Annotated in this window: 24 protein-coding genes; 19 read left to right on the plus strand and 5 right to left on the minus strand. The window is 54.2% G+C overall.

Going from position 1 to position 21,164, the window contains the following annotated elements; all coding sequences use genetic code 11:
* Positions 1 to 10 precede the first annotated feature (10 nt).
* The 4 genes from gabD (at position 11) to csiR (ending at position 5,036) form a co-directional block, all read left to right on the plus strand.
* Positions 11 to 1,462 (plus strand): NADP-dependent succinate-semialdehyde dehydrogenase, encoded by a 1,452-nt coding sequence (gabD, locus tag C2U53_RS29590; protein WP_042999647.1) that lies wholly within the window; start codon positions 11 to 13, stop codon positions 1,460 to 1,462.
* A 22-nt stretch (positions 1,463 to 1,484) separates the two neighbouring features.
* Positions 1,485 to 2,768: a 4-aminobutyrate--2-oxoglutarate transaminase gene (gene gabT, locus C2U53_RS29595; protein WP_104446863.1), complete on the plus strand. Its 1,284-nt coding sequence runs from the start codon at positions 1,485 to 1,487 to the stop codon at positions 2,766 to 2,768.
* 129 nt (positions 2,769 to 2,897) lie between these two features.
* A complete protein-coding gene (gene gabP, locus C2U53_RS29600) occupies positions 2,898 to 4,298 on the plus strand; it encodes a GABA permease (RefSeq protein ID WP_042999645.1) in 1,401 nt (466 codons plus the stop codon).
* Between the two features lie 45 nt (positions 4,299 to 4,343).
* Complete coding sequence (gene csiR, locus C2U53_RS29605; RefSeq protein ID WP_042999644.1) at positions 4,344 to 5,036, plus strand: DNA-binding transcriptional regulator CsiR; 693 nt, start codon at positions 4,344 to 4,346, stop codon at positions 5,034 to 5,036.
* A gap of 6 nt (positions 5,037 to 5,042) precedes the next feature.
* Here csiR and lysM read toward each other — a convergent pair whose 3' ends face one another.
* Together lysM and C2U53_RS29615 are read right to left on the minus strand one after the other, a co-directional pair.
* Positions 5,043 to 5,492: a peptidoglycan-binding protein LysM gene (lysM, locus tag C2U53_RS29610; RefSeq protein WP_042999643.1), complete on the minus strand. Its 450-nt coding sequence runs from the start codon at positions 5,490 to 5,492 to the stop codon at positions 5,043 to 5,045.
* Positions 5,493 to 5,615: 123 nt separating this feature from the next.
* Positions 5,616 to 5,786: a YqaE/Pmp3 family membrane protein gene (locus C2U53_RS29615; protein WP_042999642.1), complete on the minus strand. Its 171-nt coding sequence runs from the start codon at positions 5,784 to 5,786 to the stop codon at positions 5,616 to 5,618.
* A gap of 181 nt (positions 5,787 to 5,967) precedes the next feature.
* Here C2U53_RS29615 and C2U53_RS29620 point away from each other — a divergent pair, with 181 nt between their 5' ends.
* Together C2U53_RS29620 and C2U53_RS29625 are read left to right on the plus strand one after the other, a co-directional pair.
* On the plus strand, positions 5,968 to 6,267 hold the full coding sequence (locus tag C2U53_RS29620; RefSeq protein WP_042999641.1) for a helix-turn-helix transcriptional regulator: 300 nt from the start codon (positions 5,968 to 5,970) through the stop codon (positions 6,265 to 6,267).
* A 9-nt stretch (positions 6,268 to 6,276) separates the two neighbouring features.
* Positions 6,277 to 6,804: a rhodanese family protein gene (locus C2U53_RS29625; protein ID WP_044255122.1), complete on the plus strand. Its 528-nt coding sequence runs from the start codon at positions 6,277 to 6,279 to the stop codon at positions 6,802 to 6,804.
* Between the two features lie 43 nt (positions 6,805 to 6,847).
* On the opposite strand, the gene stpA is transcribed toward C2U53_RS29625, so the two are convergent.
* Positions 6,848 to 7,249, minus strand: coding sequence for a DNA-binding protein StpA (gene stpA / locus C2U53_RS29630; protein WP_104446864.1), 402 nt, complete (start codon positions 7,247 to 7,249; stop codon positions 6,848 to 6,850).
* Between the two features lie 473 nt (positions 7,250 to 7,722).
* Here stpA and alaE point away from each other — a divergent pair, with 473 nt between their 5' ends.
* On the plus strand, positions 7,723 to 8,172 hold the full coding sequence (alaE, locus tag C2U53_RS29635; protein ID WP_042999638.1) for an L-alanine exporter AlaE: 450 nt from the start codon (positions 7,723 to 7,725) through the stop codon (positions 8,170 to 8,172).
* 34 nt (positions 8,173 to 8,206) lie between these two features.
* On the opposite strand, the gene C2U53_RS29640 is transcribed toward alaE, so the two are convergent.
* Complete coding sequence (locus C2U53_RS29640; RefSeq protein WP_042999637.1) at positions 8,207 to 8,551, minus strand: DUF2002 family protein; 345 nt, start codon at positions 8,549 to 8,551, stop codon at positions 8,207 to 8,209.
* Positions 8,552 to 8,712: 161 nt separating this feature from the next.
* Between C2U53_RS29640 and C2U53_RS29645 the strand changes: the two genes are divergently transcribed.
* Entirely contained in the window at positions 8,713 to 9,039 is a 327-nt protein-coding gene (locus C2U53_RS29645) for a DUF883 domain-containing protein (protein WP_042999636.1), read from the plus strand.
* Positions 9,040 to 9,094: 55 nt separating this feature from the next.
* Here the strand turns inward: C2U53_RS29645 and C2U53_RS29650 are convergent, their stop codons facing one another.
* Positions 9,095 to 10,438 (minus strand): PLP-dependent aminotransferase family protein, encoded by a 1,344-nt coding sequence (locus C2U53_RS29650; protein WP_104446865.1) that lies wholly within the window; start codon positions 10,436 to 10,438, stop codon positions 9,095 to 9,097.
* Between the two features lie 88 nt (positions 10,439 to 10,526).
* On the opposite strand from C2U53_RS29650, the gene C2U53_RS29655 reads away from it, so the two are divergent.
* From C2U53_RS29655 to ygaH, 11 genes are all read left to right on the plus strand, one after another.
* A complete protein-coding gene (locus C2U53_RS29655) occupies positions 10,527 to 10,958 on the plus strand; it encodes a carboxymuconolactone decarboxylase family protein (protein ID WP_044255114.1) in 432 nt (143 codons plus the stop codon).
* A gap of 190 nt (positions 10,959 to 11,148) precedes the next feature.
* Positions 11,149 to 11,394 carry a glutaredoxin-like protein NrdH gene (gene nrdH / locus C2U53_RS29660; RefSeq protein WP_042999633.1) on the plus strand — a complete coding sequence of 82 codons (246 nt, stop codon included), beginning with the start codon at positions 11,149 to 11,151 and terminating at the stop codon, positions 11,392 to 11,394.
* Positions 11,391 to 11,801 (plus strand): class Ib ribonucleoside-diphosphate reductase assembly flavoprotein NrdI, encoded by a 411-nt coding sequence (gene nrdI, locus C2U53_RS29665; protein ID WP_042999632.1) that lies wholly within the window; start codon positions 11,391 to 11,393, stop codon positions 11,799 to 11,801. The genes nrdH and nrdI overlap by 4 nt, the downstream gene beginning before the upstream one ends.
* Positions 11,774 to 13,918, plus strand: a complete 2,145-nt coding sequence (nrdE, locus tag C2U53_RS29670) for a class 1b ribonucleoside-diphosphate reductase subunit alpha (RefSeq protein WP_104446866.1) — start codon at positions 11,774 to 11,776, stop codon at positions 13,916 to 13,918. Before nrdI ends, nrdE begins: the two co-directional genes overlap by 28 nt.
* Before the next feature lie 10 nt (positions 13,919 to 13,928).
* Positions 13,929 to 14,888, plus strand: a complete 960-nt coding sequence (nrdF, locus tag C2U53_RS29675; RefSeq protein WP_104446867.1) for a class 1b ribonucleoside-diphosphate reductase subunit beta — start codon at positions 13,929 to 13,931, stop codon at positions 14,886 to 14,888.
* A 355-nt stretch (positions 14,889 to 15,243) separates the two neighbouring features.
* Positions 15,244 to 16,446, plus strand: a complete 1,203-nt coding sequence (gene proV, locus C2U53_RS29685) for a glycine betaine/L-proline ABC transporter ATP-binding protein ProV (protein WP_042999629.1) — start codon at positions 15,244 to 15,246, stop codon at positions 16,444 to 16,446.
* Complete coding sequence (gene proW / locus C2U53_RS29690; protein WP_104446868.1) at positions 16,439 to 17,503, plus strand: glycine betaine/L-proline ABC transporter permease ProW; 1,065 nt, start codon at positions 16,439 to 16,441, stop codon at positions 17,501 to 17,503. Before proV ends, proW begins: the two co-directional genes overlap by 8 nt.
* Before the next feature lie 68 nt (positions 17,504 to 17,571).
* The gene (gene proX, locus C2U53_RS29695; protein WP_042999627.1) at positions 17,572 to 18,567 is read left to right on the plus strand and encodes a glycine betaine/L-proline ABC transporter substrate-binding protein ProX; all 996 of its coding nucleotides are present in this window, start codon (positions 17,572 to 17,574) and stop codon (positions 18,565 to 18,567) included.
* 195 nt (positions 18,568 to 18,762) lie between these two features.
* Positions 18,763 to 19,947: an MFS transporter gene (locus C2U53_RS29700; RefSeq protein WP_104446869.1), complete on the plus strand. Its 1,185-nt coding sequence runs from the start codon at positions 18,763 to 18,765 to the stop codon at positions 19,945 to 19,947.
* 114 nt (positions 19,948 to 20,061) lie between these two features.
* Positions 20,062 to 20,799, plus strand: a complete 738-nt coding sequence (locus C2U53_RS29705; protein ID WP_043001836.1) for an AzlC family ABC transporter permease — start codon at positions 20,062 to 20,064, stop codon at positions 20,797 to 20,799.
* A complete protein-coding gene (gene ygaH, locus C2U53_RS29710; RefSeq protein ID WP_042326037.1) occupies positions 20,789 to 21,124 on the plus strand; it encodes an L-valine transporter subunit YgaH in 336 nt (111 codons plus the stop codon). The genes C2U53_RS29705 and ygaH overlap by 11 nt, the downstream gene beginning before the upstream one ends.
* The last annotated feature ends 40 nt before the right edge of the window (positions 21,125 to 21,164 follow it).

The raw sequence follows: 21,164 nt of genomic DNA on the forward strand, positions 1-21,164 counted from the left end.
GGAAGCCATCATGCAACTAAACGATCCGACGTTGTTCCGTCAGCAGGCCTTGATCGACGGCCAGTGGCGCGATGCCGATAGCGGCGAAGTCATTGCGGTGACCAACCCGGCCAACGGCAAGACGCTGGGCAGCGTGCCGAAAATGGGCAGCGCGGAAACCCGCGACGCCATTGAGGCCGCTAACCGCGCGCTGCCCGCCTGGCGCGACCTCACCGCCAAAGAGCGGGCGAATATTCTGCGTCGCTGGTTCAATCTGATGCTGGAGCATCAGGACGATCTCGCCCGCCTGATGACCCTGGAACAGGGCAAGCCGCTGGCAGAAGCCAAAGGGGAAATCAGCTATGCCGCCTCCTTTATTGAGTGGTTTGCCGAAGAGGGCAAACGCATTTATGGCGACACCATTCCCGGACACCAGGCCGACAAACGCCTGATCGTCATTAAGCAACCGATTGGCGTTACTGCCGCCATTACGCCGTGGAACTTCCCGTCAGCGATGATCACCCGCAAAGCCGGTCCGGCACTGGCGGCTGGCTGCACGATGGTGCTTAAACCCGCCAGCCAGACGCCGTTCTCCGCGCTGGCGCTGGCGGAACTGGCAAACCGCGCCGGGATCCCGCCGGGCGTATTCAGTGTTGTCACCGGTTCGGCGGGCGCGGTCGGTAACGAACTGACCCACAATCCGCTGGTGCGCAAACTGTCGTTCACCGGTTCGACGGAGATTGGTCGTCAGTTGATGGAACAGTGCGCCAAAGACATCAAAAAAGTCTCTCTGGAGTTGGGCGGTAATGCGCCGTTTATCGTCTTTGACGATGCCTGCCTCGATAAAGCGGTTGAAGGCGCGCTGGCGTCCAAGTTCCGCAACGCCGGACAGACCTGCGTCTGCGCCAACCGTCTGTATGTGCAGGACGGCGTTTATGAGCGCTTTGCGGAGAAGCTGCAACAGGCGGTGGAAAAACTGCATCTCGGTGACGGTCTGGCACCCGACGTCACTACCGGCCCACTGATTGATGAGAAAGCGGTCGCCAAAGTGCAGGAGCATATTGCCGATGCGCTGGAAAAAGGGGCGCGCATCATCACCGGCGGAAAACCGCACGCGCTGGGCGGTAATTTCTTCCAGCCCACCATTCTGGTGGACGTGCCAGACAACGCAAAGGTCGCCAAAGAAGAGACCTTCGGTCCATTGGCTCCGCTGTTCCGCTTTAGTGATGAAGCCGACGTTATCAGACAGGCCAACGACACCGAGTTTGGTCTGGCGGCCTATTTCTACGCCCGCGATTTGAGCCGCGTCTTTCGCGTTGGCGAGGCGCTGGAGTACGGCATCGTCGGCATTAATACCGGCATTATCTCGAACGAAGTCGCGCCGTTTGGCGGGATCAAAGCCTCCGGTCTTGGCCGTGAAGGTTCCAAATACGGCATCGAAGATTACTTAGAAATCAAATACCTGTGCATTGGCCTTTCATAATAAATCAACTGGAGAACACCTGATGAGCACCAATAACGAATTAATGCAGCGTCGCGCTCATGCCGTCCCGCGTGGCGTAGGACAAATTCATCCGATCTTTGCCGCGCGCGCGGAAAACTGCCGGGTCTGGGATGTGGAAGGCCGTGAATTCCTGGATTTTGCTGGCGGCATCGCGGTGCTGAACACCGGACACCTGCACCCGCAGATCGTCTCGGCAGTCGAAGCGCAACTGAAAAAACTGTCCCACACCTGCTTCCAGGTGTTGGCCTATGAGCCGTATCTGCAACTGTGCGAAATCATGAACCAGAAAGTGCCGGGCGACTTCGCCAAGAAGACCCTGCTGGTCACCACCGGTTCCGAAGCGGTAGAAAACGCGGTGAAGATCGCCCGCGCGGCAACGAAACGGACGGGGACGATCGCCTTTAGCGGTGCATACCACGGTCGCACTCACTACACCCTGTCGCTGACCGGGAAAGTGAACCCGTACTCTGCCGGAATGGGGCTGATGCCGGGTCACGTCTATCGCGCGCTCTTTCCGTGCGCCCTGCATGGCATTAGCGATGATGACGCCATCGCCAGCATTCACCGCATCTTTAAAAATGATGCCGCGCCGGAAGATATCGCCGCCATCGTGATTGAACCAGTACAGGGCGAAGGCGGTTTTTACGCCGCCTCTCCGGCCTTTATGCAGCGCCTGCGCGCGATTTGCGACGAACACGGGATCATGCTGATTGCCGATGAAGTACAGAGCGGTGCGGGGCGTACCGGTACGCTGTTTGCGATGGAGCAGATGGGCGTGGCACCGGACATCACCACCTTCGCCAAATCCATTGCCGGGGGCTTCCCGCTGGCGGGTGTCACCGGACGCGCCGACGTCATGGACGCCATCCCGCCGGGTGGACTGGGCGGCACCTATGCCGGTAACCCGATTGCCTGCGCCGCCGCGCTGGCGGTCCTGAACATTTTCGAGCAGGAAAATCTGCTGCAAAAAGCCAACGAACTCGGCAAAACCCTGCGCAACGGTCTGCTGGCGATTGCCGAAACGCATCGTGAAATCGGCGATGTCCGTGGGCTGGGGGCGATGATCGCCATCGAACTGTTTGAAGACGGCGACCACAACAAGCCGGATGCAAAACTGACGGCAGAGATCGTCGCGCGCGCCCGCGATAAAGGTCTGATCCTGCTCTCCTGTGGGCCGTACTACAACGTGCTGCGCATCCTCGTTCCGCTCACCATTGAAGAGGCGCAAATCCGCCAAGGGCTGGACATTATCGCCCAGTGTTTTGATGAGGTGAAACACGGTTAACACGCCTGTAGCGCTGCCGGACAAGATGCCTCGGCGTCTTGTCCGGCCTGGAAAACCTCTCCTCTGAAGGCCGGATAAGGCGGAGCCGCCATCCGGCAAACGGTTCAATAACAATAAAGAGGTCATAAGATGGGGCAACTGTCGCAATCACATGATTTAGGGGGCGGGCTGAAATCACGCCACGTCACCATGCTGTCTATTGCCGGGGTTATCGGCGCAAGTCTGTTTGTGGGTTCCAGTGTGGCGATAGCCCAGGCCGGGCCCGCGGTCCTGCTGGCCTATCTGTTCGCCGGGTTACTGGTGGTGATGATTATGCGGATGCTGGCCGAAATGGCCGTCGCCACGCCGGACACCGGTTCCTTTTCCACGTACGCCGATAAAGCCATCGGACGCTGGGCAGGCTACACCATCGGCTGGTTGTACTGGTGGTTCTGGGTGCTGGTGATCCCGCTTGAAGCGAATATCGCCGCCATCATCCTCAATTCCTGGGTCCCCGGCATCCCGATCTGGCTGTTCTCGCTGGTCATCACGCTGGCGTTGACCGGCAGTAATTTGCTGAGCGTCAAAAACTACGGTGAATTTGAGTTCTGGCTGGCGCTGTGCAAAGTGATTGCCATCCTCGCCTTTATCGCGCTGGGTGCCGCGGCGATCAGCGGTTTTTACCCTTACGCTGAAGTCAGCGGTATTTCGCGCTTGTGGGATCACGGCGGCTTTATGCCGAATGGCTTTGGCGCGGTGCTAAGCGCCATGCTGATCACCATGTTCTCCTTTATGGGCGCTGAGATTGTTACCATCGCCGCTGCCGAATCCGACACGCCGGATAAGCACATCGTCCGCGCCACTAACTCGGTCATCTGGCGTATTTCGATCTTTTATCTGTGTTCGATCTTTGTCGTCGTCTCCCTGATTCCGTGGAACATGCCGGGTCTGAAAGAGGTAGGTTCCTATCAGTCGGTGCTGGAACTGCTGCATATTCCGCATGCCAAACTGATCATGGACTGTGTGATCCTGCTGTCGGTAACCAGTTGCCTGAACTCTGCGCTGTATACCGCGTCGCGAATGCTCTACTCCCTGAGCCGCCGTGGCGACGCGCCAGCCATGATGGGTAAAATCAATCGCAGCAAAACCCCCTGGGTGGCGGTGTTACTCTCGACAGGCGCGGCGTTTTTAACCGTAGTCGTGAACTATTATGCCCCGGCAAAAGTGTTTAAGTTCCTGATTGACAGCTCCGGCGCCATCGCCCTACTGGTATATCTGGTTATCGCCGTTTCTCAGCTGAGGATGCGCAAAATCCTGCTGGCGGAAGGCGGCGAGATCAAACTGAAAATGTGGCTCTATCCATGGCTGACCTGGCTGGTGATTGGCTTTATCATCTTTGTGCTGGTTGTGATGCTCTTCCGCCCGGCGCAACAGCTGGAAGTGATTTCCACAGGGTTGCTGGGGCTGGGGATTATTTGCACCGTGCCGATTATGTCGCGCTGGAAAAAACTGGTATTGTGGCAAAAGACACCGCTGCAAAATACCCGTTAAATGATTTCCCGGCGCAGGCCGGGAACACGATTCAGGAGTAAGACCATGACCGCCATTTCCCATCCGACGGCCATAGATGGATACCGCTGGCTGAAGAACGATATTATCCGTGGTGTTTATCAACCTGATGAAAAACTGCGCATGAGTTTATTAACTTCACGCTATTCTCTTGGCGTTGGGCCGCTCAGGGAGGCGCTTTCTCATCTGGTGGCGGAACGGCTGGTCACGGTGGTGAATCAAAAAGGGTATCGGGTGGCGTCCATGTCAGAGCAGGAACTGCTCGATATTTTCGACGCCCGGGCCAATATGGAAGCCATGCTGGTAAGTCTGGCGATTGAACGCGGCGGTGACGAATGGGAAGCTGAGATCCTCGCCCGCGCCCACATGCTCAGCAAGCTAGAGGCCAGCGACGCCAGCGAACACCTGCTGGATGAGTGGGATTTACGCCATCAGGCATACCATACCGCTATTGTTGCCGGATGCGGTTCGCAGTATCTGCTGCAAATGCGTGAACGGTTGTTTGATCTCGCGGCGCGCTATCGGTTTATCTGGCTGCGAAAAACGGTCTTGTCGGTTGAAATGCTGGAGGATAAACACATTCAGCATCAGACGCTAACGGAGGCAATTCTGGCGCGCGATGCGACGCGCGCCAGTGAACTCATGCGCCAACATTTACTGACGCCGATACCTATTATCCAGCAGGCCATGACCGGTAAACTACTGGCGCAAAAATCCTGACGGCGCTTATTCTTCCGGAATACGCAACACCTGGCCGGGATATATTTTATCCGGGCTTTTAAGCATCGGCTTATTCGCCTCAAAAATTTTGTTATACAGGTTGGCATTGCCGTAAACCTGTTTCGAAATAGCGCTCAGGGTATCGCCGGATTTCACCGTGTAGAACTGACTCTCGGCGGCAGGCGCGTCGGTTTTAACCTGATCCTCCACGCTGGCAATCCCGGAAATATTCCCGACCGCAATCAGGATTTTTTCTTTCGCTTCCTGACTTAATCCGTCACCCGTCACCGTCGCCTTGCCATCAGCAATTTGTACATTCACCTTGTCAGCATCCGGAATACCGGTTTTATGCAGATGGTCCTGCACCTTTTTTGCTAAATCGTCTTTATCGTGATTACCGGTTACTGCATCCCACAGTTTTTCCCCGGCGTCTTTTACAAAGTTGAAAAGTCCCATATCCACCTCGATCGTTGACAATAAACACTCAGGAAGTGTAGCAGAAAGTTTCGCTTAAAATTCTGACGGCGCGGCGACCGGTGTGGCCCGATAACGTCACGCTATCGGGCGGTATCATGGCGGTTAAGAAAGAGATGAAGGACGGGTTTGCACCCAGAACGCGTGAATTAAACCCGGAATATAGCCCAGTAAGGTCAGAACGATATTAAGAATGAACGCCCAGCCGAATCCTTTACCCAACAGGACCCCCAGCGGCGGCAGAATGATCGTAAATACAATTCTCCAGAAACCCATATACACTCCAAAAAGAAAAATTACTCATTGTTTAAAAAGGGATTTTATCCCTAAGCGTAGCGAGCTTAGCGGAGATCGCCAGTTATCACTCTCGCTTTTACCCTCTTTTACGATTTTTACACTGGCAGTCGCTTCATTTTTATTTTAGACTTTACTTAATTTAGAAAACACTAAAATAAATATGAGCGAACTCGAACAACTCCAGGCCAGCGCGGAACAGGCGGCGGCTCTGCTGAAAGCGATGAGCAACCCTAAGCGACTGCTGATCCTGTGTATGCTTTGCGGCTCACCGGGCACCAGCGCGGGCGATCTGGCACGCGCCACCGGGTTAAGTCCCTCGGCCACTTCACAGCATCTGGCAAAAATGCGCGAAGAAGGGCTGATTGGCAGCCAGCGCGATGCTCAGCGCATCCTCTATTTCATTAAAAATGCAGCGGTGAATTCACTCATTGCCACATTGAAAAACGTCTATTGTCCATAAGGAGTGAATATGACCATCGGGACGATTTCCCCGCGCGACGCAAAGGCCCGTATTGAGCAAGGCGCCAGACTGATTGATATTCGCGATGCCGACGAATATCTGCGTGAACATATTCCGCAGGCCCATCTCGCACCGCTGAGTACGCTCGAACAGGGGGGCTTTCCTGCCAGGCTGCGAGGTGAATGCGTCATTTTCCATTGTCAGTCCGGAAAACGAACGCAAAACAATGCGGCTACCTTGCAGGCTCTTGCCGCACCGGCTGAAGCCTTGTTGCTGGAAGGGGGCATTGACGGCTGGAAAGCGGCGGGTTTCCCCACGGCAGAAGATAAATCACAGCCGCTTCCGCTGATGCGTCAGGTACAAATTGCCGCAGGCGGGCTGGCCTTACTGGGCGTAGTGTTGGGATATAGCGTCAACAGCGGCTTTTTCCTGCTCAGCGGTTTTGTAGGCGCGGGGTTACTGTTCGCCGGACTGACTGGTTTTTGCGGCATGGCGCGATTGCTCGACAAAATGCCGTGGAATCGCCGTCCTCAATAATCACGGGAAATAAGCGGTGAGGAACACCTCACCGCTTACAGAATTAGATCAGAAAATCGTCCAGCGATTTACCTGCCGCCAGTGCCTGGGCAATCGGTTTTGGCGTACGCCCCTGACCGGTCCAGGTTTTACTTTCCCCGTTAAGATCGGTATAGCGATATTTCGCCGGACGCGGCTGGCGTTTTTTACCCACTCGTATGGCCGCGGCGTCATTGCTGAATAACTCTTCCGGGCTAATTCCGTCGGCCTTCATCATTTCCAGCAAAGTATTAATTTTCTGCTGCTGTTCAGCGCGCTGACGCTGTAACTGTTCTTCTTCTTCACGTCTTTCTTTAGTGACGACCCTGAATTTCTCCAGCATTTCTTCAAGAACGTCAATGGAGAATTCGCGAGCCATGGCGCGTAATTTACGAATATTATTTAAGTTCTGTAACATCAAATTCATAATAATTAAAACCCTTTAACGCAAAAACAAATTATTACACTGCACAGTCTATTATATTGTTAGAACATTTTCCAGCCCCTGGAATATAACAGAGGAAATACCACCTCCCGTTAATATACGCTAAATAATATTCCGGCTCATTTTCTCATTCTCTAACGAATAACCTCCATATCGGCTCATCGAACATAGAATGCGGTTTTTGCCTTACAGGGAAATCCCTCAATCAGAACACCAACATAACATATTGATTTTTAATGATTTAAAATACACAAACAACAAAAACTCTATCCGGTACAAAAATCAGGCGATTACAGAGTATTTTATCGACAAAAAGCGTCAAAATAAAAATATTTCGCTAGTTGATAGTTACAATGCAGCAATATACTCTAGCGTCAAGCAAAAACACCACAACAAACCACTAAAACTAACTTATTTAACGGCAATTTTACCCCTTTTTTACAAGGAGCATCAGCATGTTCTCACCACAGTCACGCTTGCGTCATGCTGTAGCAGACACGTTCGCGATGGTTGTTTATTGCTCTGTCGTGAACATGTTGATCGAGATCTTCCTCTCCGGAATGACCTTTGAACAATCACTTTCGTCCCGACTGGTCGCCATTCCGGTCAACATTCTGATCGCCTGGCCCTATGGAATGTATCGTGATCTCTTTATGAAGGCGTCGCGTAAAGTGGGTTCTGCGGGGTGGCTGAAAAACCTGGCGGATGTACTGGCTTATGTCACCTTCCAGTCCCCGGTTTATGTCGCTATTCTGCTGACGGTGGGCGCTGACTGGCATCAAATTACCGCCGCAGTCAGTTCTAATATCGTAATATCGATGATGATGGGGGCGGTATATGGCTATTTCCTCGATTATTGCCGCCGCCTGTTTAAGGTGAGTCGCTACCAACAGGTTAAAGCCTGAAACGACTTTGCGACTGGCTGTGCCAGTCGCTTAATTAACTCGCCTCGCCAAACAGTCCATTCAAATAACGCTCAAGCGCAATACGCGAACTAAAGCCGTGAGGAATGCCGTAGTGTTCGTGGGTGTCCCCGGCTAAATAAAGCGGAAAATGCTGATAATGGTCGCAGGTTTTAATTTCAGATGCCGGTTCAGCCAGCGAAGAACTGCGCTCTTTTAATGTCGGATGAATCACCAGCGCAGTGCGTCCCATACGCGCTTCGCGATTAACATAGACATAATTCTCGCCACGTCGATAACCGTACGTTTTCTGTGTTACCACATCAACGGTAAACCCCACTTTTTCAAGTACGCGCGCCACCTCGTCAGGTCGTAAATACATATTTTTTCCTCGTTATCTTTTACTGCGGGCTTACCTTACCTGATTCAGCATTGGCAACGCTTTCAGAAAAGTCCATAAACGCGCAATAACGCCGTGAGGCGTCTCAGAAGTTAAAAATATCGACTAAACTGAAAGTCACATCGAAATCACTGGAGGATCATATGTTTAACCGACCAAACCGAAACGACGTAGATGATGGCGTGCAGGATATTCATAATGACGTCAATCAATTAGCCGATAGTCTGGAAGCCGTACTGAAGTCATTGGGCAGCGATGCGAAGGATGAAGCAGATACCGCACGGCGTAAAGCACAGGCGCTACTGAAAGAGACGCGTGCGAAAATGCATGGCCGGACGCGCGTGCAGCAAGCCGCCCGTGACGCCGTAGGCTGCGCCGATACGTTTGTGCGTGATAAACCCTGGTGTAGCATCGGTACGGCGGCGGCGGTGGGGATCTTCGTCGGTGCGTTGCTGAGTCTTCGTCGCTAAGGATGAGGCCGGTGCCGGATAGCGTTTACGTATATCCGGCCTGGCATAAACTCGACTAAAGCGCTGACTGAATGGCCTGTCGCAACCGCTTTGCCACCTGTCTTGCGATTTCAGGCGAAGCGATGTTAGTGAACGACAGCAAAATCCCTCCCATCCCCGATGTATTCAACCGCCAGCGACTCAGGGCCTGGACCGCCAGGCCCGCCTCATTGGCTTTGCGTACCGGCGCGATATCGTCACCGTCAACAGTAATCACCAGCTGTATCCCGCCCTGTTGGGGCACAACGTGAAATCCCTGTTCGCCGAGCGCCCTTTCCGTCCATTGCCTTCGCTGCGCATAGTGCTGACGCATTTTTTTCAGATGCCGCCAGAAATGCCCATCACGGATAAAATCCGCCAGCGTTTGCTGCCAGAGCAGCGGCACGCTACAGGCCATCCGTACCGCCTGCTGACGAAAACGACTCACCTGGTTTACTGGCACCACCAGCCATGCACAGCGCAAGGCGGGAAACAGCGATTTGCTGAACGTACCGGCGTAAATTACCCGCTGTGGCGCATCCAGACTTTTCAGCGGCGGCAGCGGTTTACCGTGATAACGAAACTCGCTGTCGTAATCATCTTCAATAATCCACGCCTGGGTATGTGATGCCCACTCCAGCAGTTGATGACGCCGGGCTAGCGACAGCGCGACGCCAAGCGGGCTTTGATGGGCCGGAGTGAGTAGTGCAAAACGCGCATCCGGATAATCGCGGATCCCGGTCGCCACATTCAACCCGTCGTCATCGATCGGAACCGGCAGCAGCGCGACATTTTCCTGCTCAATCACCGGACGGATCATCGGAAAGCCGGGATCTTCAATCCACATGCCATCGCCCGGCGTGGCCAGCGCGCGCAGGATGAGGGTCATCGACGCCGCATAGCCTGAGGTGATAAAAATCTGCTCGGGCAGACAGTCAATACTGCGCGACACGCGCAGATAGTCCACGATTGCCTGGCGTAACACGGCTTCACCGCAGACGTCGCCGAGAGCCAGATCAAAACGCGTCTGCGTGCGCAGTCGTCGCCCCATCACCCGCGCCCAGATGTCTCGCGGGAAGAGATCCAACGCAGGAAGCCCCATCTGGAAGGGCTGAGGAACGGTACTTTCTCCGGCAAAGACCACCGGTTCGCTGTACGTCTGTTCCGGATGCAACTGTGCGCTGACAAACGTTCCCGCCTGCCCTCGCCGCTCCAGCCAGCCCTGTGCCACCAGCTCCGCATAAGCGTTTTCCACCGTCGAGCGCGAAATACCCAGCTCCTGTGACCAGGTACGACTGGACGGTAGTCTGGCTCCGGGCTGGAGTTCCCCACGTTCAATGACCGTTTTTAACTGACGGGCAATTTGCTGATAGCGCGGCATATGGTCTGCTTTTTTCGTAAAAATATGGCTCTCTTTTGCAGTCCATTATAGTGCTACATTGCCTGCCATCAACATGAGGAGAAGCACCATGACGACGTTACGCCAGCCCTACTATGAACTCAGCCCTGAAGTCTATAACGCCCTGGTACAAGCGAAAACGGCACTGGAAAACAGCGCGCTGGATACCACGCTGATGGAATTGATTTACCTGCGTATTTCGCAGATCAACGGCTGCGCATTTTGCCTGGAAATGCACAGCAAGGCGCTGCGTAAATCGGGTGTCACGCAAAGTAAACTGGACGCGCTGGCCGGCTGGCGAGTGAGTCATCATTTCAGCGCGCAGGAACAAGCGGCGCTGGCGTGGGCTGAATCGGTGACCGATATCGCCAGAACCCATGCTGAAGATGACGTTTATCTGCCGCTGCTTACGCATTTTAGCGCTCGCGAAATCAGCGACCTGACCTTTGCGATCGGTCTGATGAACTGCTTCAACCGCCTGGCCGTTAGCATGCGGATGTAATCCGGTGATTTTTCAGCACAAACTCCCGCTCCCCGCCAGGCTCATCGGTGGGGAGTAATTAATCGATAACTCCCATATCTTGTATGGTTGAAACTTATTTCAACTACATCTAGTATTCCCTCTATCAGTACACACCCAAACCGACGCGTCTTATCGCGCCGTTCTTTCATTTTAAATGGAAATACGAATCATGCGCATTACTATTTACACTCGAAATGACTGTGTTCAGTGCCACGCCACTAAACGGGCGATGGAAAGCCGTGGATTTGAATTTGAGATGGTGAACGTCGATCTGGTGCCCGACGCGGCCGAGACCCTGCGTGCGCAAGGTTTTCGCCAGTTGCCGGTGGTCATTGCCGGCGAAACCCGTTGGTCAGGATTTCGTCCGGATATGATCAACCGTCTGCATCCAGAGCCTCGGGTAGCCAGCGCATGAACCCGCTCGTCTACTTCTCCAGCAGCTCCGAAAATACGCACCGTTTTATGCAGCGTCTGGGGCTGCCCGCCATTCGCATTCCGCTGAATGAACGCGAACGGATCCGGGTAGACGATCCCTACATTCTGGTGGTGCCTTCCTACGGTGGAGGCGGCACGGCCGGCGCAGTACCACGACAGGTGATCCGCTTTTTAAATGATGCTCACAACCGGGCGTTAATTCGCGGTGTCATTGCCTCTGGCAATCGTAACTTCGGCGAGGCGTATGGTCGCGCAGGGGAAGTGATTGCCCAGAAATGTGCCGTACCCTGGCTCTATCGTTTTGAACTGATGGGAACCCCCGCCGACATCGACAACGTTCGAAAAGGAGTAAGCGAATTTTGGCAACGACAACCGCAGAACGCGTAACGCAGGAATCGCTGGATTACCATGCACTGAACGCCATGCTGAATCTGTACGATAAAGCAGGCCGTATTCAGTTCGATAAGGACCGGCAGGCGGTCGACGCCTTTTTTGCCGCCCATGTTGGCCCCTACTCTGTCACGTTTAGCAGTCAGGAGGAACGTCTGCAAACGCTGGTACGCGAAGGGTATTACGACGAAAGCGTTCTGGCACGCTACGATCGCGCTTTCGTGGTGTCGCTGTTTGCCCGCGCTCACGCCAGCGGTTTTCGTTTCCAGACCTTCCTCGGTGCCTGGAAGTTTTACACCAGCTACACGCTGAAAACCTTTGATGGCAAACGCTATCTGGAACACTTTGAAGACCGGGTGGTGATGGTTGCGCTCACACTTGCGCAGGGGGATGAAGCGCTGGCGTCACAACTCACCGATGAGATGCTCTCAGGGCGTTTCCAGCCCGCCACGCCCACCTTCTTAAACTGCGGTAAACAGCAGCGCGGCGAACTGGTCTCCTGCTTCCTGCTGCGGATTGAAGATAACATGGAGTCGATCGGTCGGGCGGTGAACTCCGCGCTTCAGCTCTCCAAACGCGGCGGCGGCGTGGCGTTTTTACTCTCTAACCTGCGCGAAGCCGGTGCGCCCATCAAGCGCATCGAAAACCAGTCCTCCGGGGTGATCCCGGTGATGAAGATGCTGGAAGACGCCTTTTCCTATGCCAACCAGCTAGGCGCGCGTCAGGGGGCGGGGGCGGTCTATCTGCATGCGCATCATCCGGATATTCTGCGTTTCCTCGATACTAAACGCGAAAACGCCGACGAAAAGATCCGCATTAAAACGCTCTCACTAGGGGTAGTGATCCCGGACGTCACTTTCCGCCTGGCCAAACAGAATGCGCAGATGGCGCTGTTTTCACCGTATGACGTCGAGCGTCTTTACGGTAAGCCCTTCGGCGATATCGCCATAAGCGAACGATACGACGAACTGGTCGCCGACGAGCGCGTGCGCAAAAAATACATTAACGCCCGCGACTTTTTCCAGACACTGGCAGAAATTCAGTTTGAATCCGGCTACCCCTACATTATGTATGAGGATACGGTGAATCGCGCCAACCCGATTGCGGGTCGCATTAATATGAGCAACCTGTGCTCGGAAATTTTGCAGGTCAACAGCGCCTCTACCTACGAGGAGAATCTTGACTACGCCCAGACCGGGCATGACATCTCCTGCAACCTCGGCTCGCTGAATATTGCCCACACCATGGATTCTCCGGACATTGGCCGGACGGTCGAAACAGCGATTCGCGGGCTGACGGCGGTGTCAGATATGAGCCATATCCACAGCGTCCCGTCGATTGTCGCCGGTAATGCCGCCTCCCACGCCATCGGACTGGGACAGATGAACCTGCACGGCTATCTGGCGCGCGAAGGCATCGCCTATGGTTCGCCAGAAGGACTGGATTTCACCAATCTCTACTTTTACACCATCACCTGGCATGCACTGCATACGTCGATGCTGCTGGCACGCGAGCGTGGGCAGACCTTTGCCGGATTTGCGCAGTCGCGCTACGCCAGCGGCGAGTTCTTCACGCAGTATCTGGAGCAGAACTGGACGCCGAAAACCGAGAAAGTCCGGACGCTGTTTGCCCGTAGCGGCATCACGCTGCCGACGCGTGAAATGTGGCTGTATCTGCGCGACGAAGTGATGCGCTATGGCATCTACAACCAGAATTTACAGGCGGTGCCACCGACCGGCTCGATCTCCTACATCAATCATGCGACGTCGAGCATTCATCCGATTGTCTCGAAAGTGGAGATTCGCAAAGAGGGCAAAACCGGGCGCGTCTACTATCCGGCCCCGTTCATGACCAATGAGAATCTGGATATGTATCAGGACGCGTATGAAATCGGCGCACAGAAAATCATTGATACCTACGCCGAAGCCACTAAACACGTCGATCAGGGCCTGTCGCTGACGCTGTTTTTCCCTGATACCGCCACCACCCGCGATATCAACAAAGCGCAGATCTACGCCTGGCGAAAAGGCATTAAGTCGTTATATTACATTCGCTTGCGACAGCTGGCGCTGGAAGGTACAGAAATAGAAGGCTGCGTTTCGTGCGCATTGTAAGGAGACCGGTATGACATTATCACGCGTGAGCGCCATCAACTGGAATAAGATTCAGGACGACAAAGATCTCGAAGTGTGGAACCGCCTGACCAGCAACTTCTGGTTGCCGGAAAAAGTACCGTTGTCTAACGATATTCCAGCGTGGCAAAACCTGAGCGCCGCCGAGCAGCAGCTGACCATCCGCGTCTTTACCGGCCTGACGCTGCTCGACACCATCCAGAATATCGCCGGAGCCCCGTCGCTGATGGCAGATTCCCTGACACCGCATGAGGAGGCGGTGCTGTCGAACATCAGTTTTATGGAAGCGGTGCACGCCCGCTCCTACAGTTCCATCTTCTCTACGCTGTGCCAGACGAAAGATGTCGATGCCGCTTATGCCTGGAGCGAAGAAAATGCGCCGTTACAACAAAAGGCGCAGATTATCCTCGCGCATTACGCCAGCGACGACCCTTTAAAGAAGAAGATTGCCAGTGTGTTTCTGGAATCCTTCCTGTTCTATTCCGGCTTCTGGTTGCCGATGTATTTCTCCAGCCGCGGTAAGCTCACCAACACCGCCGATCTGATCCGGCTAATCATTCGTGACGAAGCGGTTCATGGCTATTACATCGGCTATAAATACCAGAAAGGACTGGAAAAACGCTCTCAATCCGAGCGTGACGAGCTGAAGGATTTTGCCCTCGAGCTGCTGACGGAACTGTACGATAACGAAGTCCGTTATACCGAAGAACTGTATGCCGACACCGCCTGGGCAGAGGATGTCAATGCGTTCCTTTGCTACAACGCCAACAAGGCGTTGATGAACCTGGGCTATGAGGCGCTGTTCCCGGCGGAAATGGCGGAGGTGAATCCAGCAATCCTGGCTGCGCTGTCGCCCAATGCCGACGAAAACCACGACTTTTTCTCTGGCTCAGGATCGTCATACGTAATGGGTAAAGCCGTCGAAACAGAAGATGAAGACTGGAATTTTTAACACAAATTAATATAGGGAATATCATTACAATATTTACGTTAATATTTTAAGCAGATCACGTTTTTCTCACCCAACTATTTCAGGGTGTTCTACACTCAATAGCTGTTGTCATATTCGCCTGAATTTTCGAAATTCAGGCGCCTTTCCAGTGGTCCTTACAAAAAATATTCACCGGCCGTGGTTTGCTCTCAACCCTTATATCATGGGAAATCCCGGCAATTTGCCTTCCACACTATTTCCCCTCATGCCACATTCAGGGTTGTCTCAGATTCTCAGTATGTTAGGGTAGAAAAAGGTGACTATTTCTATCAGGTAACATATCGATATATATAAATAACGGGAATCTTTCTATTGCATGGCAATTAAATTAGAAGTGAAAAATCTATATAAAGTATTTGGAGAGCATCCACAGCGCGCCTTCAAATATATTGAAAAAGGACTTTCGAAAGAACAAATTCTGGAAAAAACAGGGCTATCGCTTGGCGTTAAAGACGCCAGTCTGGCCATTGAAGAAGGCGAGATATTTGTCATCATGGGATTATCCGGTTCGGGTAAATCCACAATGGTACGCCTTCTCAATCGCCTGATTGAACCCACCCGCGGACAGGTACTGATCGACGGCGTCGATATCGCCAAAATATCGGATGCCGAACTCCGCGAGGTGCGCAGAAAAAAGATTGCGATGGTCTTCCAGTCATTTGCGCTGATGCCGCACATGACCGTTCTGGACAATACCGCATTCGGCATGGAATTAGCCGGTGTAAGTGCTGAGGAACGTCGCGAAAAAGCGCTGGATGCCCTGCGCCAGGTGGGACTTGAAAATTATGCGCACGGCTACCCGGATGAACTTTCCGGCGGCATGCGTCAGCGTGTCGGTCTCGCCAGAGCATTAGCCATTAACCCTGACATCTTATTAATGGATGAAGCCTTCTCTGCGCTCGATCCCTTAATTCGTACCGAGATGCAGGATGAACTGGTGAAACTGCAGGCGAAACATCAGCGCACCGTCGTCTTTATTTCCCACGACCTTGATGAAGCGATGCGTATTGGCGACCGAATTGCCATTATGCAAAATGGCGAAGTAGTTCAGGTCGGTACACCGGATGAAATTCTGAATAATCCGGCGAACGATTATGTGCGTACCTTCTTCCGTGGCGTCGATATTAGCCAGGTCTTTAGCGCGAAAGATATTGCCCGCCGTAGCCCGGTGGGACTGATTCGTAAAACGCCGGGCTTTGGCCCCCGTTCAGCCCTGAAATTATTACAGGACGAAGATCGGGAATACGGTTACGTCATCGAACGCGGCAATAAGTTTGTTGGCGTGGTCTCCATCGACTCATTAAAAGCGGCATTAGGTCAGGCTCAGGGAATTGAAGGGGCGTTAATCGACGAGCCGCTGGCCGTAGATGCACAAACCCCACTTAGCGAGCTGCTCTCTCATGTCGGACAAGCGCCGTGCGCGGTGCCGGTTGTCGATGAGGAACAACAGTATGTAGGCATTATTTCAAAACGCATGCTGCTACAGGCTTTAGATCGCGAGGGGACAAACAATGGCTGATCAATCTAATCCGTGGGATACCGCACCAGCGGCTGAGAGCGCCGCACCATCCGCTGACGCCTGGAGCACGCCGTCCGGGACGCCTGCCGATAGCGGCAGCGCAGACTGGCTGACCAGCGCACCTGCGCCAGCACCTGAACATTTCAACATTATGGATCCGTTCCATAAGACGCTGATCCCGCTCGACAGTTGGGTCACTGAAGGGATCGACTGGGTGGTTACCCATTTTCGTCCCGTCTTCCAGGGCATTCGTGTTCCGGTGGATTACATCCTTAACGGTTTTCAGCAGTTGCTGCTGGGGATGCCGGCTCCGGTGGCGCTCGTCGTTTTCGCCCTGATCGCCTGGCAGATTTCCGGCGTCGGGATGGGCGTTGCAACACTTGTTTCCCTGATTGCCATTGGCGCTATCGGCGCCTGGTCGCAGGCGATGATTACGTTGGCGCTGGTGCTGACCGCCCTGCTGTTCTGCGTGCTGATCGGCCTGCCAATGGGGATCTGGCTGGCGCGCAGCCCACGGGCGGCGAAGATCGTTCGTCCGCTGCTCGACGCCATGCAGACAACACCAGCGTTCGTCTATCTGGTGCCGATTGTGATGCTGTTCGGTATTGGCAACGTGCCGGGGGTGGTCGTGACGATCATCTTTGCGTTGCCGCCGATTGTGCGTCTGACGATCCTTGGGATTAACCAGGTTCCGGCTGATTTGATCGAAGCGTCACGTTCATTTGGAGCCAGTCCGCGTCAGATGCTGTTCAAAGTTCAGTTACCGCTGGCGATGCCCACCATTATGGCAGGGGTCAACCAGACGCTCATGCTTGCGCTCTCGATGGTCGTGATCGCCTCCATGATTGCCGTCGGTGGTCTGGGCCAGATGGTACTGCGCGGTATCGGTCGTCTCGATATGGGACTGGCCACCGTCGGCGGGGTCGGCATTGTGATCCTCGCCATCATTCTGGATCGTCTGACTCAGGCCGTGGGTCGCGACTCACGCAGCCGCGGTAACCGTCGTTGGTACACCACCGGTCCTGTCGGGCTCGTTACGCGCCCTTTCATTAAGTAATTCACCTGTTGCCCGGTGGCGCTGCGCTTACCGGGCCTACACGTCCCTCCAATAATTAAGGAACAACGATGCGACAGAAAATCATGATTGCCACAGCGTTTGCCACCCTTGTCTCTACCAGCGCTTTCGCTGCCGACCTGCCAGGCAAAGGCATTACCGTCCAACCGGTACAGAGCACCATCACCGAAGAAACCTTTCAGACGCTGCTGGTGAGCCGCGCGCTGGAGAAATTGGGTTACACCGTCAATAAACCGAGCGAAGTCGACTATAACGTGGGTTACACCTCTATTGCCTCCGGCGACGCTACCTTTACCGCCGTCAACTGGCAGCCGCTGCACGACGATATGTTTTCTGCGGCAGGCGGGGACAAGAAGTTTTACCGCGAAGGCACATTCGTCACCGGGGCTGCGCAGGGTTACCTGATCGATAAGAAAACCGCTGAGCAGTACAAAATCACTAATATCGCCCAGTTAAAAGACCCCAACATCGCTAAAATCTTCGACACCAACGGCGACGGTAAAGCGGACATGATGGGCTGCTCACCAGGCTGGGGCTGTGAAGCCGTGATTAACCACCAGAACAAAGCGTTTGATCTGGAAAAAACCGTCGACGTCAGCCACGGTAACTATGCAGCGATGATGGCCGATACCATCACCCGCTTTAAAGAAGGTAAACCAATTCTGTATTACACCTGGACGCCTTACTGGGTGAGCGACGTGATGAAGCCAGGTAAAGATGTGGTCTGGTTACAGGTGCCGTTCTCCTCACTGCCGGGCGAACAGAAAGATATCGATACTAAACTGCCGAATGGCGCGAACTATGGCTTCCCGGTAAACACCATGCACATCGTTGCCAACAAGGCCTGGGCAGAGAAAAACCCGGCGGCGGCGAAACTGTTTGCCATCATGAAACTGCCGCTGGCGGACATTAACGCGCAAAACGCGATGATGCATGAGGGCAAAGCGTCGGAAGCTGACGTTCAGGGTCATGTTGACGGCTGGATCAAAGCCCACCAGCAGCAGTTTGACGGCTGGGTGAACGACGCGCTGGCGGCGCAGAAGTAATTGCCTCCTGAATGCCGGATGGCGCGCGATGCGCTTATCTGGCATACGATAGCCGGGAACGCGGTTCCCGGCCTGCTCCCTCCGTTCCCTCCCCTGATCGCACAATCCGGCACGCAACAAATCCCCAACATTCATAAATGTCCGCTATGATTGATTCCCAAAGAAATCATCACCTGACTCACGATTGCGAACATAATGACAAAAACCTCTCACGGGCTGAGCCCGGCACTGATCGTTCTCATGTCAGTGGCTACCGGTCTGGCCGTCGCCAGCAACTATTATGCACAGCCACTGCTCGAAACCATCGCACGCCACTTCTCACTTTCTGCCAGTTCAGCGGGGTTTATCGTCACCGCCGCTCAGCTTGGCTACGCCGCCGGTTTACTGTTTCTGGTTCCGCTTGGCGATATGTTTGAACGCCGGACGCTGATCGTCTCCATGACGCTGTTGGCGGCGGGTGGGATGCTTATTACCGCCAGCAGTCAGTCGCTGTCGATGATGATCCTCGGCACCGCGCTGACCGGACTTTTTTCCGTGGTTGCACAGATTCTGGTGCCGTTGGCGGCGACGCTTGCCACGCCGGATAAACGCGGCAAAGTGGTCGGGACCATCATGAGCGGCCTGCTGCTGGGCATTTTGCTGGCGCGAACCGTGGCGGGACTGCTGGCGAATCTCGGCGGTTGGCGCACTGTCTTCTGGGTCGCCTCCGTATTGATGGCACTGATGGCTATCGCGCTGTGGCGCGGCTTGCCAAAGGTGAAGTCAGACACCCACCTGAACTACCCACAGTTGCTGGGTTCGGTATTCAGTTTGTTTACCCGCGATAAACTGCTGCGCACGCGTGCACTGCTGGGCTGTCTGACCTTCGCCAATTTCAGCATTCTCTGGACGTCAATGGCCTTTTTACTGGCCGCCCCGCCGTTTAACTATTCTGAAGGGATGATTGGCCTGTTTGGGCTGGCGGGTGCCGCTGGTGCACTCGGCGCGCGTCCGGCTGGCGGTTTTGCGGATAAAGGACATTCTCACCTCACCACGACCTATGGCCTGCTGCTATTGCTGCTTTCCTGGCTCGCTATCTGGTTGGGACACACCTCAGTACTGGTGCTGATTGTGGGGATTCTGGTTCTGGATCTTACCGTTCAGGGGGTTCACATCACTAATCAGACGGTGATTTACCGTTTGTATCCGGAGGCCCGAAACCGTCTGACCGCCGGGTATATGACCAGTTACTTTATCGGCGGGGCAGCAGGGTCATTGATCTCCGCCTCGGCCTGGCAGCATGCCGGATGGCTGGGCGTTTGTCTGGCAGGGACGACCGTTGCCGTACTGAACCTGCTGGTCTGGTGGCGAGGATTTCACCGACAAGACGCTGCAATTTAAGCGCCCGGCAAGCGTTTGGGCTCCTGAGGGTGTTAAGGAGCCCCCCAGTCTGTTAAGGTGATAGAGATTATTAACCCTGATAATTTTAACATTGGTGATAACGCGCAAAACTCTATGGAAAGGCCCGCATCTCTGCCCAATACCCCTCCGGCTACCTGTGCGGAAGGATTCAAAGACAGCTTACCCATCGTCATCAGCTATATTCCTGTTGCCTTTGCATTTGGTCTCAATGCCACCCGTCTCGGGTTTAGCCCGGTTGAGAGCGTGTTTTTCTCCTGCATTATTTATGCCGGTGCCAGCCAGTTCGTTATCACAACCATGCTCGCCGCAGGCAGCACATTATGGGTTGCCGCCCTGACCGTTATGGCGATGGATGTACGCCATGTTTTATACGGTCCTTCCCTGCGCAGTCGTATCGCCCAGAAACTCAGTAAACCGAAAACCGCCCTGTGGGCGTTTGGTCTCACCGACGAAGTCTTTGCCGCTGCCACTGCAAAGCTGGTGCGGGATAACCGTCGCTGGAGCGAGAACTGGATGATTGGCATCGCGTTTTGCTCCTGGGCCTCCTGGGTGCTGGGAACCGTACTCGGCGCCTTTTCCGGCAGCGGTTTATTGAAAGGATTCCCGGCGGTCGAAGCGGCGCTCGGTTTTATGCTCCCCGCGCTGTTTATGAGTTTTCTGCTGGCGTCATTCCAGCGTAAACAGTCCCTGTGCGTGACCGCCGCCTTAGCGGGCGCACTGGCGGGCGTGACGCTGTTTTCCATCCCCGCCGCGATTCTGGCGGGGATTGTGTGTGGTTGTCTGACCGCGCTAATTCAGGCTTTCTGGCAAGGAGTTCCCGATGCGCTATGAGGTGCTGCTGCTCGGATTGCTGGTCGGCTGTGTAAATTATGGGTTTCGCTATTTACCGCTGCGTCTGAAGATGGGAAATACCCGTCCAGGCAAGCGTGGTGCAACCGGCGTTTTACTCGACACCATCGGCATTGCATCAATTTGCGCCCTGCTGGTTGTGTCAACGGCCCCTGAGGTCATGCACGATGCCAGTCGCTTCGTGCCGACGCTCGTGGGCTTTGCTGTACTGGGTGCTAGTTTTTATAAAACGCGCAGTATCATCATTCCTACGCTATTAAGTGCTCTGGCCTATGGATTAGCGTGGAAAATGTTGGCGGTTTTATAGGTTGGAAAAATCATTTTAATTTAATAATACATTTACTTTA

It is taken from the genome of Citrobacter sp. CFNIH10, assembly GCF_002934585.1.
Taxonomy (GTDB): domain Bacteria; phylum Pseudomonadota; class Gammaproteobacteria; order Enterobacterales; family Enterobacteriaceae; genus Citrobacter_A; species Citrobacter_A amalonaticus.

What these genes read in the sequence shown, in the direction of transcription:
- C2U53_RS29620 (WP_042999641.1), top strand. Translation starts at nt 5,968, where the DNA reads ATGAGCGAACTCGAACAACTCCAGGCCAGCGCGGAACAGGCGGCGGCT.
- C2U53_RS29705 (WP_043001836.1), top strand. Translation starts at nt 20,062, where the DNA reads ATGGAAAGGCCCGCATCTCTGCCCAATACCCCTCCGGCTACCTGTGCG.
- proW (WP_104446868.1), top strand. Translation starts at nt 16,439, where the DNA reads ATGGCTGATCAATCTAATCCGTGGGATACCGCACCAGCGGCTGAGAGC.
- ygaH (WP_042326037.1), top strand. Translation starts at nt 20,789, where the DNA reads ATGCGCTATGAGGTGCTGCTGCTCGGATTGCTGGTCGGCTGTGTAAAT.
- C2U53_RS29655 (WP_044255114.1), top strand. Translation starts at nt 10,527, where the DNA reads ATGACGACGTTACGCCAGCCCTACTATGAACTCAGCCCTGAAGTCTAT.
- C2U53_RS29625 (WP_044255122.1), top strand. Translation starts at nt 6,277, where the DNA reads ATGACCATCGGGACGATTTCCCCGCGCGACGCAAAGGCCCGTATTGAG.
- nrdI (WP_042999632.1), top strand. Translation starts at nt 11,391, where the DNA reads ATGAACCCGCTCGTCTACTTCTCCAGCAGCTCCGAAAATACGCACCGT.
- gabT (WP_104446863.1), top strand. Translation starts at nt 1,485, where the DNA reads ATGAGCACCAATAACGAATTAATGCAGCGTCGCGCTCATGCCGTCCCG.
- nrdH (WP_042999633.1), top strand. Translation starts at nt 11,149, where the DNA reads ATGCGCATTACTATTTACACTCGAAATGACTGTGTTCAGTGCCACGCC.
- alaE (WP_042999638.1), top strand. Translation starts at nt 7,723, where the DNA reads ATGTTCTCACCACAGTCACGCTTGCGTCATGCTGTAGCAGACACGTTC.
- proV (WP_042999629.1), top strand. Translation starts at nt 15,244, where the DNA reads ATGGCAATTAAATTAGAAGTGAAAAATCTATATAAAGTATTTGGAGAG.
- stpA (WP_104446864.1), bottom strand. Translation starts at nt 7,249, where the DNA reads ATGAATTTGATGTTACAGAACTTAAATAATATTCGTAAATTACGCGCC.
- C2U53_RS29645 (WP_042999636.1), top strand. Translation starts at nt 8,713, where the DNA reads ATGTTTAACCGACCAAACCGAAACGACGTAGATGATGGCGTGCAGGAT.
- C2U53_RS29640 (WP_042999637.1), bottom strand. Translation starts at nt 8,551, where the DNA reads ATGTATTTACGACCTGACGAGGTGGCGCGCGTACTTGAAAAAGTGGGG.
- lysM (WP_042999643.1), bottom strand. Translation starts at nt 5,492, where the DNA reads ATGGGACTTTTCAACTTTGTAAAAGACGCCGGGGAAAAACTGTGGGAT.
- nrdF (WP_104446867.1), top strand. Translation starts at nt 13,929, where the DNA reads ATGACATTATCACGCGTGAGCGCCATCAACTGGAATAAGATTCAGGAC.
- gabD (WP_042999647.1), top strand. Translation starts at nt 11, where the DNA reads ATGCAACTAAACGATCCGACGTTGTTCCGTCAGCAGGCCTTGATCGAC.
- C2U53_RS29650 (WP_104446865.1), bottom strand. Translation starts at nt 10,438, where the DNA reads ATGCCGCGCTATCAGCAAATTGCCCGTCAGTTAAAAACGGTCATTGAA.
- C2U53_RS29615 (WP_042999642.1), bottom strand. Translation starts at nt 5,786, where the DNA reads ATGGGTTTCTGGAGAATTGTATTTACGATCATTCTGCCGCCGCTGGGG.
- csiR (WP_042999644.1), top strand. Translation starts at nt 4,344, where the DNA reads ATGACCGCCATTTCCCATCCGACGGCCATAGATGGATACCGCTGGCTG.
- proX (WP_042999627.1), top strand. Translation starts at nt 17,572, where the DNA reads ATGCGACAGAAAATCATGATTGCCACAGCGTTTGCCACCCTTGTCTCT.
- C2U53_RS29700 (WP_104446869.1), top strand. Translation starts at nt 18,763, where the DNA reads ATGACAAAAACCTCTCACGGGCTGAGCCCGGCACTGATCGTTCTCATG.
- gabP (WP_042999645.1), top strand. Translation starts at nt 2,898, where the DNA reads ATGGGGCAACTGTCGCAATCACATGATTTAGGGGGCGGGCTGAAATCA.